Annotated in this window: 6 protein-coding genes and 1 pseudogene; 1 reads left to right on the forward strand and 6 read right to left on the reverse strand. The window is 69.1% G+C overall.

The genetic code is table 11. The features are described 5' to 3' along the window. Positions 1–505 precede the first annotated feature (505 nt). Positions 506–1,837, reverse strand: coding sequence for a hypothetical protein (locus ABT160_RS43960; RefSeq protein ID WP_351655132.1), 1,332 nt, complete (start codon positions 1,835–1,837; stop codon positions 506–508). 1,179 nt (positions 1,838–3,016) lie between these two features. Here ABT160_RS43960 and ABT160_RS43965 point away from each other — a divergent pair. Further along, positions 3,017–3,259, forward strand: a pseudogene (locus ABT160_RS43965) (helicase); the annotation flags it as partial. Positions 3,260–3,322: 63 nt separating this feature from the next. On the opposite strand, the gene ABT160_RS43970 reads toward ABT160_RS43965, so the two are convergent. From ABT160_RS43970 to ABT160_RS43990, 5 genes are all read right to left on the reverse strand, one after another. Next, on the reverse strand, positions 3,323–4,498 hold the full coding sequence (locus ABT160_RS43970; protein WP_351655134.1) for a hypothetical protein: 1,176 nt from the start codon (positions 4,496–4,498) through the stop codon (positions 3,323–3,325). After that, positions 4,495–9,816: an AAA family ATPase gene (locus ABT160_RS43975; RefSeq protein WP_351655137.1), complete on the reverse strand. Its 5,322-nt coding sequence runs from the start codon at positions 9,814–9,816 to the stop codon at positions 4,495–4,497. The genes ABT160_RS43970 and ABT160_RS43975 overlap by 4 nt, the downstream gene beginning before the upstream one ends. Positions 9,817–10,000: 184 nt before the next feature. Continuing rightward, positions 10,001–12,721, reverse strand: a complete 2,721-nt coding sequence (locus ABT160_RS43980; RefSeq protein WP_351655139.1) for a TerD family protein — start codon at positions 12,719–12,721, stop codon at positions 10,001–10,003. Continuing rightward, the gene (locus ABT160_RS43985; protein WP_351655141.1) at positions 12,711–14,771 is read right to left on the reverse strand and encodes a DEAD/DEAH box helicase family protein; all 2,061 of its coding nucleotides are present in this window, start codon (positions 14,769–14,771) and stop codon (positions 12,711–12,713) included. The genes ABT160_RS43980 and ABT160_RS43985 overlap by 11 nt, the downstream gene beginning before the upstream one ends. After that, positions 14,768–15,301 carry a hypothetical protein gene (locus ABT160_RS43990; RefSeq protein WP_351655144.1) on the reverse strand — a complete coding sequence of 178 codons (534 nt, stop codon included), beginning with the start codon at positions 15,299–15,301 and terminating at the stop codon, positions 14,768–14,770. The genes ABT160_RS43985 and ABT160_RS43990 overlap by 4 nt, the downstream gene beginning before the upstream one ends. Between the last annotated feature and the right edge of the window lie 730 nt (positions 15,302–16,031).

Below are 16,031 nucleotides of genomic sequence, written 5' to 3' on the forward strand. Positions count from 1 at the left end.
CATTGCTCAGTTCATGCCGACGCACCATGCCAGGCCCCTGCCCGGAACAGCAGCAGATCCACCCTCCGGACAAGAGCCATCAGACACGCCCTAGTGCTGTGCAAGGGCTCCCGGGGTTCACCTATCCGCCTGCGGCATCCTGCAAGGAGGGCACCTCCGGCCGGAGGTCCTCCGTCGATGGCGAGGTAGGTGCCTCGGTCGCCCGCGAGCACGGTGACACTGCGGCCCTCAGGTCGTCCAGCGCCCACGCGGACCCGGCGGCGCGAACATAAGGGTGCCGAGCCCGGGTGTACGACGCCTCCTGTCTCAGGGAGGCGTCGTACACATCCTGCAGCCGGGCGTCAGCGCGGTCCCGAGTGGGGCTCGGCTGTCGCATCTGCGGCCGGCGCGCCCGGAGCGAGACCAGTTCGCTGCCTGAAGCGCCGCCTGACGCTGCGCGCTGCGACCAGCGTGAGTGCTGCCGCAAGGCTCGCTAGATATTCGGCTGCGGCTGCGCCGAGAATGTTCACTGGCCGGCCGCCGGCACCGGGGTGGACGGGCTTGCCGCAGCACGGTGGCGCAGCCCCAGTCGTCTCAGCTTGCGGCGCACCCGGTTGCCGAACGCATCCGGATCGTCGGCGCCGCCCAGAGCCGCGGCCTGGGCCCATGTCACGCGCTGCGCACCGTAGGTCATGGCTACGGCTCTCTCCATGGGTGGCAGATCCGCGAGCACGGCAAGGACGCGGCAATCGTCCACCTCGCCGTGCAACAGGCCGTTCTCCGGGCGCCGGTCATCGCTGACCACATCTCTCAAGGACACTCCCGACGCGACCGGGGCCTCCAGCAGCCGCACCGTGCGGCCGCCGGATTTTCGCTCCCAGAGCGGCTGCAGACAGCGATGTTCCCGTTCGGTATGACGGTGGAGCAGCTCCATGATCTCGGCATCCCCACTCAGGTGCCGGCCAAGAGTCTCAACCCAGTCACCCAGCAGGGCCATCTCCACGGCCGCGCCCCACGCGTGCGGTCGGCCAAGATGGAGCCACGTCCGAGAGAATTCGTCCACGGCTGCCGTGTCACCCTCGATGCAGGCGTTACGTGCCACCAGCGCGGCCATGACGGCTTCGCGGGTGGTGAATGCTTCTGGTCCACTGAGCTGTTGGGCGAGCGTGTGCAGGACGGCAGCGATGAAGTTCACGGGGGAGTGCCTCGCGTCGGTGTCCCTTCTCCGCCGCCCCCTCTCCATCAAGGCGATCCAGACGTCCTGGGAGAAGGCCCAGTCCTGTTCCTGGTCGACGTTCACGGCGTCATCGGGCAGACCCCGTGCCCTCCACATGCGCGCCATCTCATACAGGTGGCGCACGACAGCCCTGCGGGCTTCCTCACCGGCGCCGGGCACGGGTGTGGTTACTTGCCTGGCCATCCGGCGCAGCCGCTCGAGCACCCGGGAGGCCGCAGGCCGAGCCTGCGCCAGCCAGGTCCCGTGCTGCACGGGCACCGGTTTGATTCGCACCGCATACACCGCCTCGTGCACGGTCTTTCCCCTCGGGCTCGGCCGGTTGAGAGCCGGACAGCCCGCCTGCCCATCGCGGGGGCAGTCCGGACAGAGGTAGCGAAGGCGGGCGTTCCGGTCCATCAGCTGTTCCTGCGCGTAGCGCAGGAACCGGATGGTCCGCAACGCCAGTGCCTCGTCCTCGGGCGTGCAGTCCTCGATCGGTGAGGCGAAGCGGGCAGGCAGGCGCGTGGCCCGGTCCTGGGTGTCGACCAGCAGGCGAAGCACCCAGCTCTCCAACGCGGCATGAAGCGCCGGGACGCCGACGCGGTCATCGTCCTCGAGATCCGAGTAACACAGCAGGACCATGTGAAGCTCCTTACCTGTAGCGCATGATGAGGCTGCTATCCCTAAGGGCCGGCCTGAAGGCGAACCGGCAATCACCCCGCACTTTTTTCAAGTGATCTACGTCATGCTGCGGTTCTGGGAGGGCCCCGGCCCTTGGAGCCCGGGACGAGCCACGCCGCTGCATCGGGCGGCCGGGCCGGCAGGTCCGCCCGATGGGTCGCGACACACCGGGACTAGGCTGCAGTTGACCGCACCCTCCATCCACGACAGGGCGCTCCCCGCCCGCCGACAGTAGGCCGCTGCCCCACGCCCGGTGCAGCGGGTCGCAGAGCACAGCCTTCAACTCTCCGGTCTCCGTGGCGTCTTGCCCGGTACACGGGTTGGCGGCAGAGCGGCCACAGCAGCGTGGCGGAGTTTCGGGGCGCGTCGCACAGCTGGGGTGTGGATGTTGGTGTATGCAGACTCGAAGGGCGGTGGCTGCAGGTGCCGAGCGGGGAAGCAGAGGGTTGGGGTGGCTTGTGGCGAGCGGGGCTTTCCAGGAGCTGCAGACCGGCCAGTTCGGGCCGGCCACGTTTGATCTGTTGCGGCGGCTGGTTCACCAGGTGCGCCGCGCCTGACTTACGCTCGCCGCGCCGCGCGGGGGCGTCCAGGCCGAGCCGCGCAAACACCGGCCGGAGCACCGCCTCCTTGCGCGAGACAGAGCCTCTCCTCGCACGGGCGCTGGCCGCGTGCCACTTGGCTTGGCGGCCTGCCGAGATGACTTTTCTGTGATGTTCGGCAGCCCTGGCGCGAGGGGCTACTGCTTTCGCTTCTGCCTCTGTTCGGGAGTGTCCTCCCCCTCTCCGGCCGCGGCGACGCCTCCGTGTGAGCGGTCGCGTAATTCCCCACGATCACCGGTTTCACGATCACGTAATTCCCCACCTTGGGTGAGGCCGTGACGGGCCGCCCGACTGCTGAGTGTGGGGCTGGTCCGGCCGGTCAAGGGCGCCTACGGCGGCGCTGCGCGCTGGCCTGCGGCCACCCTGGACAGTCCTGACCAGCCCGAACGACCGGCGGGTTATCGGGCGGCCCGGGAATCCTGGCGTCGTGGGGGACGACGACGCAGCTCCGTCTTCCCCAGGGCGACGGCGACAGCGACTCCGCCGTCCCCATGGCCCATTCCATGATCTTTGGGGTGGGGAATTATGCGACCGCCGACACTCCGCCTTCCACCTGGAAGCCGGCCGCCTGTGCGTCCTCACCTCACGACACCGCCACGCCTGCATCATCGTGGCCCGCGCCGGCATCGCCGAACTCCTCGACGCCCACCCCTCCAACGACCCCACACACCCCGGAGCCGCCTCCAAGGTCACCGACGGCTGGGAGGCCAACCACGCAGTCCTCGCCCACCTGACCCAGCACACCATCTCCGCCCAGGCACAGCCCCGTCACCGGCGCGGATGAGGAGGACGCCGCACGCCTGCCACATGAAGGCGGGTTGATGGGAGCGTCGTCGCTGGGGTGCCCTCAGTCCTCGTCGTCGAAGGTGTCGTCGACTGACTCGTGGTGGACGTTGACGCCGGCTCGGCAGCGCGCGGCGCCGATCGTGTCGTGCAGCCGGGCGAACAGGTCGGGCCGGATGAGTAGATCAGCTCCCGCGACCGCGGGCAGGAGTGGTTCGTAGTTTCCGTCGTGGACGAGGTGGCCGTGCCACTGGCGGCAAATCAGTGCCTCACCGGTGGCGTCGCTGAGGCTGAACCCGCAGATTCCCTCTGTGGGTTCAAGGCCGAGTGCGGCCACGACGCTGGCTGCGGGTGCGAGTACGTAGAGGGGCAGGCCGAGGCCGCTCAGGGTGCGAGGGCGAGGCGTATCGATCAGGCCAGAGGCTCCAGCGTCAGTGAGGGCCGTCAATGCCTGGTCTGCGGCACTGATGTGCTCGGCTGCTGACTCGGTTGTAAGGCCGAGTCCCAGGCGCCGCCACGGGCTGGTCCACAGCTGCCAGGGGGCCTGGGAGGCGGGTAGTGTGCCGGGCGGCGGGTCGTCGTCGAGGGCCTCCAGGCCGACGGCGATCTGCAGTTGGCGGGCGGGCTGATCCGGGTATCGGCGTGCAGGAGTGCGCTGCCGCTCGAACAAGCCGATCTGCACCCAGCCCTCGTGCGGACCTCCATCCACGCGAGCAAAGGCCATGGCGTTTCCCGGCAGGGACCGCAGGCCCGCGACCGAAGCGAAGCCGGAAGGCGGCCAGGGCTTGTCCGCTTGATGGCTCTCACTGAACCACGGTGCTGGATCAAGCGACCACGCCAGGGCCTTGGGACGAGTCAGAGGGCGGGGAATGCGGGCGAGTTCGGCACGCAGAGCCGCGCGGGGGTCATCGCGCAGTCGCGCGGCCGCGCCGCGTTCGAAGTTCTGGGCGTTGCCGAGATGTCCCACTTGGGCAAGCGCGGCACGCAGGCCGGCGGCAGCGCGTTGCAGGGCGTCTTCGGCGGCGGCCTGGTCGGCGAGATAGGCGTCGGGAAGCTGGCTGCGGCGTCCATTGGTCAGAAGGTCCAGCTGCATGCTCATGAGCGTCTCGACGTCGGGAAGAGCATCGATCACGAGATCGATGACGGTCTCGCGGAGCCCGGCCGGACTGCCGGCGGCGTTTAGGCGGTCGCCCAGGTAGTGGTCGACGAGGTGGGTTGCGAACTCCCGAGGGTTGTTCATGCGCTGTCCTCGCTGGGGGAGAGGGCAGCGGCGATGGCGCGTGCGAGTGTCGGATGGGCTGCCGTTGCCGCGGGGGCGGGCGCCTGGTGGCCAGCGCGGGCCAGGATGGCGGACGCATCCGCACGGACGGACAGCACGTCACTGCCGCACAGCGTGACGAGCTGTGCGAGAAGGGCGGCATCCAGAGGCCCGTCGGGCAGGTGTCCTTGTAGGACGGTCAGGAGCCAGGTCAGGGGGCCAGCTCCGAGGTCGAAGGAGAGGACGCGCGCCAGAGCTGCCTGCGCCTGGCCGGAACGGCTGGCCAGCAGAACCGTCGCTGTGATCAGGGCGCGGCGCTTATCGCCGCGTTCAGGCAGGGCAATCGTGGCCAACGCAAGTTCGCACAGTGCGGTGTCGATGTCGTGCTGGGTCGCCTGTTCCGGCACCGGGTGGTACGCACCCTGACTGAGACGGGCACGGCCCGGCAGACGGTGGGCGATGACGCCATACGCCGCATCCCAGCAGGCGAAAGCGCTGACAGCCGGGGGTGAAGCGAGCGGGGGCTGAACAGCGAACGCCGAGACCAGGGCCAGGCTGACACCGATAGTGCGGCTGTAGGACGCCTCGGCGACGGCGTGGGCCACCTGGTCTGCGAGGTTGCGGGCTGCGGTGGCCGGGTCCGCGGAGTGCGCCTGCTGCCACAGATCCAGCCGGTCATTGCCGCCGAAGGAACGCCATCCGCCGCCGCCTCGCATCTTGGTGTAGGCGAGCATGCCCGCCGTGGCGGCGAGTGGGCCGTAGACACCAGGATCGCTGTCCTGGCGCAAGCGGAGCCCCAAGGCGAGGTCGGCCAGCAGCTCAAGAGGATTGGAGGCGTTCATCTCGTCGGCGATCCGGTGCAGGAACTGGGCGGCTGCGTCTGCTCCCTGACCGTCGATGACCTCCAAGAGCCGCCACCCGACCGCATTGGCCAGGGCGTCCCTCGACCACCGCGGGCCCGAGGGGGCATCGTATGCCTTGCTGCTGCGGTCACGGACCGCAGCAAGCGCGCCAGCAGCACCTACGGGCAGCGTCGGGCGCTGCTGGGCGTGCAGATACGCGTCTGTGGTGGGGCGCTTCTCGGGGCCGAACCAGTCACGTGAGGTGTTGTCGGGCACGGGGCGGGGCGCCCAGGGCAAGCCGCCCTCACCGCCACAACGCTGTGCTGCTGTGCGCAGCGCAGAAGTGGGCTCGTCCCCGGCAGCCTGCGATGCGGCGATCAGTGTCTGGCCGTCGTAGGTGGAGGTGATCGCATTGGCCAGCACCGGCAGGAGACGCGATGCGCGGGCCGCGTCGTCGCCGGGCAGGTCAGCGAGCCTGGTGAGCAGAGCAACGTCCTGCTGGATGCTGCGGCCATCGGGGCCAGCGGCGATGCGGAGCGCGGCCAGGACGACGGGGTCGGCCGTGTCAGCCTGCGTGGCCAGCAGCTGCCGGTGGGCCGCGCCCACCCGGCCATCGGGCAGCCCGGGCTCAGCCAGCAGCACCTGGGCGCCCAACTGCGCGGCACCCCGCGGATCCAGGCGCGCAAGGGAACGCCACCACTCCTGCGGCGTTCCCGCCGTGCCCCGCCCGTCGGTGCAGTCCGCGACGAGATAGACAAGAGGCTGCGTACGCGCCAGACGCACCTGCGCCTGGACGGGATCGGCCTGCAGGAGCTGAGGCAGCGGATCCAGCAACTCCTCGATGGTGATGTCCTTGTGACCGCCATAGGCCCCCACGTAGCGGGCGGCACGCTCCCAGCACCGCTTCGCCTCGTGCAGGTCGCCGCAGGCGAGACTCACGCGGGCCATCTCAAGCTCGAAGTCGGCGTCCTCCGCATACAGCGCACGACGCTCGGCTTGCGCTCCGCGCAACGTGCGCATGAGCTCGTGCACGACATCGGCCCCTGCCTGGCCGACGCTTCCGACGAGCAGGGACACCAGCTCCGTGGTGATCAGCGGGCCGGTTCCGGCCATGCCCATGAGAGAGGTGGTGGTGCCCTCGCTGACGGCTTGCAGGAAGGCGATGCCCACAGCGACATCATCGCCACGCAGCAGGGCGACGGCGTCGTGCAACACCTGCCGCACCTGCCGGTGGACGTCCGCAAGATCGCAAGCCCGGGGGCTGCCCGTGAACGCGTGTGCATGCTGGGCCAGTTGTTCGAGCGCCACACGCACGGTCACGGACGCGGTTTCGGCTGTGAGGATGCCCGCCTCGACGTCGCGGTGCAGGCCTACCGTGGCCAGGGTGAAGCGCAGCCAGGCACGGTAGAAGCCATCGCCGTCCAGGAGGGGGAGCAGTCGGGCGGACGCCTGCGGATCGGCAGCATGGGCCACGGCCAGCAGTGTCAGCCACCTGTTCACCGGGCCGGACAGGCCGCTGGCACGGTAGGTCAGTACATCCTGTGTTGCTTCCGCGAGAACCGCGGCGATGTCCCCGGAAAAGATCTCCTCGGCAAGGTCCGACACTGCCACGCCATGGCGGAGCAGGCGCCGCGGGTCGCACGGCCCGCTGGCCCAGGCCGCGGTGGCCAGCGCGCGGGCAGACGGCAGCGCGCCGCCCGCCGTGCCATGGGCGTCCGCCAGGTGCAGCAAAAGGGCCGCGCGCCGGTCGGGTTGCTCGATGAGCTCCACGCTCTCGAGCAACGGGTCTGGACCCAGACAGTCCAACAGCACACCCAGCGCATCCTCAGGCGACGTCAGAGCCTCCTGGCCGAGGAACCGGGCCACCCGCTGCGCGAGCGTACGCGGGACCTGCCCGAGCTCGACATTGTCCGCAGCCCGGGCCGGCAACCGGATCCGTCCGCGCAACTCTGCCAGGAACACCGACTCATCGCTCTCGGAACCGTAGTGGACACGCTCCTTGCGTGCCTCGTCCCAGGCCGTCAGGTACGCCTCCCACGGGGCGGCACAGCCGGCCCGGTCGACCGCCGCACACAGCTGCAGGCCCCACCGCGCCGCCATCGTGGTCACACCCTCGTACATCAGGCTTGCCGCCACGCGGTCGGCTCCCACCAGCGCCACCAGCACATCCGCATACGGCACCAGGGAACCCGGCAGGCCTTCGTCCTCATACGTCGCCCGCGCCCGGCTCAGTTCGACGCAGCGCACCAGTGTGGGCCAGTCGTTACGGACCGCCGCACGCCGCGCGGCAACGGTCAGAGTGTGGACGATGGCCTGAGGAGGCTGCAGCCCGGCAATCGCGCGGGAGAGGAAATCGGGTTCGATCAGCAGAGCGAGTTCGTCATCGCGCCCCAGAGCGGCCAGCAGTTCGGGCAGGTGCCGGAACGCGCGGGGATCGGTGAAGAAGCCCCGCTGGGACAACCAGTCGGCGGCCTGGGACCGGACCTGATCGACCCACCTGTCGTCGCCGTCGACCCGGCGGACGAAGCGGCTGAAGCTCTCATGATGGATCTTCAGTCCGCCGATGCCCGGCTGCTGCGCGACGATCGGTGCCACGCTGTTCAGCGCGGCACCGAGTTGCATTCCGGGCAGCGGGAAAATCTCCTCGAGCTCCGACGCACTCAAAGCGAAGTCGCATACCGCGAGCATGCTGACAGCAGAACGCTGCCCGGGGGTCAGACCGGCCAGCAGATAGGCGTAGTAGTCGTCGAGGTCGTGCGCCGACGACGGCACCGTCCCCAACCTCTCCAGAGGATCGCCAGCACCATCCGGCGCCGGCGCCGCTCCCAGGCCCGGGGCAGGACCAACGGCCTGCCGGCACAAATACGTGGCGTACAGGGCGTTGCCTCGAGAGCGCTCCTCGATCAGTGCGACCGCGGCCTCCGCCCGCGCAGCGGGATCGAGCCCCTCACCGGCAGAGGAGGACTCCAGGGCCGTCAACACGCCCAGGCGGTCCGCCAGAGCATGCAGTTCGGCGCGGTTGAGCGGGGCAACGGTGAGACGGGAGGCACCGGCGTCGACGGCCTCGAGGTGAGGGCCGGGCTGGCTGGCCAGGACGAGCACGACACCGGGCGGCAGTTCCAGGGCGGAGAGGTCCGCGACCAGAGAGGCCGCCGGGTCCACCCGCGGACGAAAGGCGCTGCCGGTGGTGGATCCAAGAACCCGGCTGACATGGTCGATACCGTCCACGATCAGCGCGATCGGCCGGTCCGGTGCCAGGCCGCGCGCGGCAGTGACTGCGGCCGTGAGCGTCTCCGGCGTGGCCGCGTAGCGCGGCCTGACCTGCGCCAGCGCCTCCGGAACGGCCGTACCCAGCTGCTTCAGCAGGCTGCCGATCACGACCTCAGTCAGCACACGCTGCTGACGGTCGATGTCCGCAGCGCCGAGCCAGCAGTGATGCCTCACCGCCAGCCAGGATTCCCGCAGCGCATCCCCGAGTTGCTCGCACAACCACGACTTGCCGATGCCGGGAGCACCGGTGACCACCACGACACCCCCCTGCTGAGCAGCGTCCTTCACGGCCGCGACCACGCCCGTGAGCACCGTAGGACGTCTCACCTCGGTGGCACGGTCCACGGGGTGCCCCTCACGGACCGCTCCGAAGTCGACTTCCAGACTCAGACGAGGAAGCAGGTCCTCGACCATCACGGTCCCCGCCCGGCTGCGCGCCGCTTTGGCCGCCTCGATCAGGGCCAGCGCCACCTCCTCGGGCGTGCGGTGCCGGTTCGGCGGCCGTCCGGCACCGAGTTCTTCGGTGATGCGGTGCAGCAAGGCCGCCTCGGCTGGCCCGGGCTCGCGAATGTTGAGCGAACACGCCGGAAGATCCGTGTCGACGACCAGGGATGCGCAAGCGCGGTTGAGCAGGTCATCACTGACCTGGGCGAGCATCTCCTTCCACGGAGCGTGTGCACGCAGCGCAGCGGCGTCGAAACGGAACCGTTTGCTGTTCAAGCCGTGCAGTGCAGGCCCGGGATCGGTGCTCGCGTGGACCGGGCGCAGCACCCGGGTCAGCTCGGGATCCTCCGGCTCCATGTCGCGCACCACGAGGCGATGCGAGGCACCCGGATCCGAGGTGAAGTCGTGGTCCATGGAGGAGAAGAGCAGATCCAGGCGTAGGCCTCGCTTGTCCTTCGTGAAACTCTCCAGCGACAACGCGCGGTCATGATCCGTGTGCTTGATCTGCAGCCGCTCGCGGCTGCCGGTGCCCCACTCGCACGTGATGTCATCAAATCGGTCCCCGGTGAACATCTTCGTGTCGACCAGCAGGGAATTCGCACGTCCCACCGCCAGGTCCACCAGTCGCAGCGCGGTGAGCAGGTCCTGGTAAGCGTAGCCAAGGTGTGTCGGGCGTAGCCCCATGCTCACCTCCAGCGTGCCCTGCTCACTTGGCACCCCCCCCGTGGTGCGCTTCACGGTCACCCTAACCTCCCCGACGTACCGGGACGGAACGGAAACCCAAGGGGAGATCATGTGTGCAAGATCCAGCTGCTCCGGGAACACCTTGCAGGTTGGGCACCAGCAGCGGCTCTCGCACGCGAGATCGACGGCGACGGCGGCCGCACTCACCTGGTCGTCGACGGTTTCGCGTACCAGACAGGGGATGTCAGGCGTCGACGTTGATGCCGTAGTCGGTGGCCAGGCCCGCGAGGCCGGTGTTATAGCCCTGCCCGACAGCGCGGGCCTTCCATCCGGTTGTGTGGCGGTAGAGCTCCACCGCGACGGTGACGGTCTCGCCTGATGAGAACGGCCCCGGAGCGAAAGCCAGTTGGGCGCTGGAAGACTGGGTGATGTCTGCGTGCCACTGGGTGTGCTGGTCGAAGACTGCGGCGGGCTGGGCCTCGATGTCGATGCTGACGATGACGGCGATGGAGGTGATGTCGTCGGGGATGAGGTTCAGATCGGCGGTGACGGTGTCTCCTCCGACGCTGACCCCGTCGTGACTGGGGTGGTTGTAGAAGACGAGGTCGTGGTCGTCGCGTACCTTGCCGTTGCGGGTGAGGAGTACAGCGGAGACATCGACGGGCGCGCCGGTGCAGGTGATGCGGACCGTCGTCGGTTCCGTGGCCACGGCCGTGTTAGCCCCCTTGGCCAGCAACTGCCCAGCAGCGTTTTCCCCGTTGCTGGCCGGGACGGCGGGGGAGGGGGGTGCGATCGGCGGCAGGCTGGTACCAGTAAGAGCCGCGATGACATGCTGGAGGATGGGCCAGCCTTCGGTTTCCTTGCCAGGCCACGGCCAGGTCAGCCGCTGGGCGCCGAACTCCTTGGCGGTCGGCGGCCGCCCGAGTGCTTCCTGTAGTTGGAGGTGGCGCAGGCTTTCGGTGGCCAGGCGGCTGAGCTGCCACTGCCGTTGGGTTTCTTCCGGGTTGTTCACCCAGGTGTCGTGGTCGACGGGCTTGCCGCCCAGCTCCTGGTACACCCGGCGGGCGAAGTCGTAGCCGTCCTCAGTCAGTAGGCGGGTAGGCCGCTCCTGTTGGGATGGCGTCGGCTCGCCGATGGCCGTGTACAGCGCCCCCAGGTCGCCGCCCGTCCAGTGGTTGGCTGCTGTGATCGCGAACCGGGCGAACTGGGGCAGCGTGGGGGGACGCCCCTTGGCGGCGACGAAGCGGTGATGCTGGTGGGCGACCTCCTCCAACTCGGAGCGCCAGCGGCCCTCCACGAAGGCACCGAGATACTGCTCGGCCCAGGCCCGCCGGTGTCGTGTGATGACGTCCCGTACCCGCTCGAAGCCGTCCCGACGGGCACCGTGACTCATGCTGGAGGTGAACGTCACCTGCCCGTACGGGGTCTCGACCGTACTGTCCTCGCTGTCCGTGATCTCCTCCTCCGGCCCCAGGAGTTGTTCGGCGGCTTGCAGTTCGCGGAAGAAGGCGGTGTCGACCGGGCATCCGGCCGCGCGCAGGGCGGCCAGCGGCCTGCTGTAGTAGCGGTCGACACGGTCCAAGGTGGTGCGGGAGTAGGGGCCTTCGCACACGAACCAGGCGGTCAGGCCCACGCCGTGCCAGAACTCGGCCGCGGGACCGAGGGCTTCGGCCATGGTCTGGTGCGGGCGCGGGTTGCTGACGATGCTGCCGGGATACCGCACAAGCGTCACCGTCTCCCACAGCCGCCCCACCCGTTCCAGGACGTCGGCGGGCAGACGCTGCCGGTACAACTGAGGGGTGTACCCCTGCTCGGTCTGGTTCAGACTCATCAGATCCTGATCGACCAGCCCCCACAACGACGGCATTCCCCGTGACTGGCCGGCATGCGCCTGGTCGAAGCCCGCCCACCAGCCGCGCAGGGCCGCAGCCCGCTCCTCCACCGGAGACAGAGAACTGCCGCCGCCGAGGAAGGCCGCGAGCATCGCATGGACCTCGTCCTCCGCGATGCCCGCCTCGGCAGCCATGCCAGCCGTCTGCGTGGCCATGCCGACGTACAGACGAGGCTCGGGCAGAGCGGTGATGATCTCCTCATCCGGGTGCGGGGGAGCCTGAAGGTAATCCAGCACAGCCAGCCAGTTACCCCCGAAGTACGCGGAGACGACCGGCTGCAGCTCTTTGGTGAGCACCCGGCGCGCCAGAGCTGTTCCCGTCCTGGCCTTCTTGGCGAAACCAGCCATCAGCCCTTGCAACCGCTGGATCCGGTGACGTGCGGCAAGCTGCACGAGGTCGGCGGCGGCAAGGGTGTCCAGCAAACGAAGGCGGGCCTGCTGCTGTCCCGCACGGTCCAGCTGGTGCCAGCCGCCGCCGAAGCGGAAGGCTTCCAGCGCGCTCTCGTCGATGCCCAGCAGCCGGTAACGCTCCTCGATGAATGTCCAGAACCGCTGCTGTTCTGTGCGAGGGAAGATCTCTCCTGCCGCCCGCAGCCGGATGGGCTGAAGCAGTGTCTCGAACAGCGGCACCAGCAGCGCCCACAGCAACACCGTGTCCCAGTCCTCCACAGCGGTGAGGCGGGCGGTGTCATCGGCGGCCAGCGTCAGAGCGTGGCCGGGGCGTTCCCGCAGCAGATACGGCAGATTGACTGCCCCTGCCTTGACCGAGAGTTTCTGGGGCAGGTACCACGCCCCGAGCCGCTGCTGCTCCTGGACCCCGAAGGCGTTGGCGCAGAAGACTTCCTCTTCCCGGGTGAGGGCCGTCACCTTGGCAGTGTCCGGCGTGTGGCGTCCTCGGCCGGGGACGACGGTGGCCACCGGCCGTCCGGCGAGCCCTGTGGCCAGCAGTCTGGCCGCCAGGGCGTCGATGTCGGCGAACCGTTGCTGCTGCCCGGCCGCCCGCTCCAGGGCGAGCGCCTGCTCGGGACTGCATTCCACGGCCGACTGCCACCAGCGTGTCGGGTCACTGGCCACCGGTCAGCCTCCGCATGTACTCGACGAACTGCTCAAACGGCACCGGCGCAGCGGTGTTCTGCGCATAGACGGCGTAGCGCTGGGCCATCAGCTGCATCTCCCGCTCCGTCCTTCGGGCCTCCACACGGTCCAGATCGTGCACCACGCGCTGCTCGACGCGTCCCCGCTCGTACAGCACGAACGCGTCCACCCCGCACAGACCCCCACCGGCCCCCTCCGCGGCGCCGCCGAGGAGATCCCCTTCCATGGTGGTGGCGTCGATCAGCGGGACATCCAGGAGCACAGCGGGATCCATGTCGTTGTCCGCGCACATGGCCTCCAGATGCTCCTCCAGGCCGAGTTCGGCATGGCAGACCACGTCCAGGTACTGCTGGTCGGCAACCACCGCGGTCTGGCGCAGGACGCGGACACCGCGGCCGACGAACTGGTAGAACTCGCCGAAGCTGCCATAGGGGCGCAGCGGCACGACCACGGTGATGGGCGGGAAGTCGTAGCCCTGGCCGAGCATCCGCAGCTGCACGATGCCCTGCAGATCCCCGGCGTCGGACTCAAAGCGCCGCCGGGTGGAGGCGATCGCGGAGGCGGGCATGCTGTGGTGCAGCGTGGCACTGGGGATCCCGTACTCCTCGGCGATCCGCGCGATCTGTTCAGCATGCGCCTGGCTCATCGCTGCGAACAGCACCCTCGGCTTGACGGGTGCCAGCAGCTTGGCCTGCGCATCCAGACACGCCCGCGTCACGGCCATCACCTGGCGGATCGGCGCCTCGGACTGTGCGGTGATGCGTGCCATCTTCCGCTCGTCGCCCAGCGTGGCCAGCAAAGCATCACGGCCCACAATCTGCTCGCGCCGCCCGTCCGGCCACACCGCCTCGTACACCGTCGACGCCACCTCGGGAGCGAACCGGTGCACCCGCAGGTTCTTCGCCGACCCGTCCGCGACGGAGTCCACCAGCCGGTAGCGGTAGACGACATCGGCGTCGATCGGCTTGCCGTCCAAACGCTGGAAGCACGCCGACATCAGCAGTGTGCGCGCACCCTGGAAGTGGGCGAACAGCCGCTGGTAGGAAGCGCTGGCCGCGATGTGCGCCTCGTCGACGACGATGAAGTCGATGTCCTCCGCCTCCAGCTTGGCCAGCAGGTCCCCGTCACCGTCGCCCGTGCCCAGCGCATGAAAGTTGGTGACCAGGATGTCCGCGTCCAGCAGCCGCTCACGGCTGACCTGGCTGATCTGCCCGTCGTCCGCGTCCAGGACGAGCGTGGCCGGCGGACGGGCACCGGGCAGCAGCGGCCCGCCCGCCAGCCCATACAGGACGTTGCCCGGCATCCCCGGATCGAGGGCCTTGGCGAAGGTGCCGCGGATGACCGAGCCCGGGGTCACCACCAGCGCCCGCCGTCTGCTGAACGACAATGCGGCCGCCACCCCCAGGGCCGTCTTGCCCGACCCCACCGCCATCACCGCGGCCGCATGCCGGCCACCGGAGGCGTAGTAGTTCGCCAACGCGGCCAACGCCTCGTCCTGGCACGCCCGCAGCGGCGCCCGGTCCACCCTGGCCCGCACACCGGCGAAGTACGCCCCGCCTGAAGGCAGTTCGGTACCGCCAGGCGGATCGGCCGCCCGCATCGGATCGCCGGCCATGTCCGGGATCCCGATGCGAGGCATGGCTGTCACCAGCGGCGCCAGGAGCGGATCCTGCCTCAGCATCGCCTGCAGCTGGGCCACGCAGCGCGCCGTGTCCGTACGCACCGCGTCGTAGGAGAACCGCAGCACCGTCAGACCGGTCGCGGCCAGATCGTTCTGTCGCAGCCGGTCGTAGGTGAACGCGGCCCGGTCACTGTGGAAGGCGAACCCGTCGAGCTCGACGGCCAACTGCAGCGCCTCACCCGCGATCAGGTAGTCCAGCCGGTAAGTGCGCTCGTTGACGGTGACCGGGTGCTGACTGCGGACCCGCGCAACGATCGACGCGTCCACGGCCGGCGTGAGTACCCACCGCAAGAACGCCTCCTCCAAGTAGGAGGCAGCCGGGATCAGTCGCTCCAGACCCGCACTCATGACGATCCACCCTGTGCCGCAGCCTCGGCAACCAGCGCCTGGGCTTTCTCCGACAGCCGGGCGGCCACATTCTCGCCCTGCCCGAAGCGGGCCAACCGCCGCGCCAGCTCAAGTGCTTCCGCGAAGGCGCCCTCGCGCTCCAGCAGGCCGATCAACCGTGGCACCGAGGACACCCGCACAAACGCCGCCGGAGCATCAGTGGTGTCGAAGGACACCGCGTGCGGGATTGCTTCCATCAACTCCAAGTCCAGCAGGGCGAACACCTCAAGCGCGGCGAGGGCCCCAGGCTCCGCACGACGTGTACTCCACAGCCGATCGACCGCGCTCTGCAGAACAAAGTGGTAGTCCCTGGCCGAGCCCGGAAGCTCCAGCGCCTCCCAGACACGGGCGATCAGCTCAGCGCCGCGGGCGTCGAACGGCACATGCCGGCTGGCCGGTGTCGCAGACGTACTCCCCTCGGCGGTCGGCCACATCGGCGAGCCGTACGACTCGTCCGGACGAATCCCTGCGCCCGGCAGCGCCTCCCGCACGACACCCGGGCTCCCGGCAAAGGCAAGGCCAGGGACAGCCGCCATGCGCTCAAACCACGCCCCCACGTTCCCCCTTCACACAAAGAGGCCTGCACCCTCACCTACAGCGAAGTCGCCCCACCCGCCCCCTGCGGTACTTCATTGTCGCAGCCACACACTCTCTGCACCCCGAAAGCGGATATGTACTCCGCTCTCCGTCACCCACCCCGGCGGGCTGCCGCCGGCCAAAGAACGGGAACCAGACGCCCTTGTCGCCCACTCGACCTCGTGTCCTGGGTCGGGAATTTCGCTTCACACGCCTCTCGGCCAGCTGCACCCGGGATGGCGCACACTCTGGATGGTTTCGGGTTAACTCGATTCTCCAGGTGGTCTGAGCAGGGACGAACGACGTACCTGCGTTTCACGACGGTGAACACGTCAGCCTGAACAGGCGCCGATCAGACTGGCCTTGAGAGCGTTGGCGAGGGAACCTTGGGGCATCGACGGCGGGCACGATCCCGCACCAATCCCTTCCCGAATCACCCGGGTTGGGTGCCTCACCCCTACCTTCCTGGAGTTGCTCTCATGTCCGCCTTTCCCCTGCCCGCCGCCAGCCCCGAGCCGTCGGCGTTCTGCTCCACCCGCCTCCCCGCCCGCTGAGGCGTCCCCCGGAGTGTGGACACGGGGGTTTCATGCCGCGAGCGTGAGTCTATGCTCTGCCCGGTGCTGCTGTTCGAACTCGATAGGTGAG

The sequence above is a fragment of the Streptomyces sp. NPDC001941 genome, assembly GCF_040296945.1.
Lineage (GTDB): Bacteria > Actinomycetota > Actinomycetes > Streptomycetales > Streptomycetaceae > Streptomyces.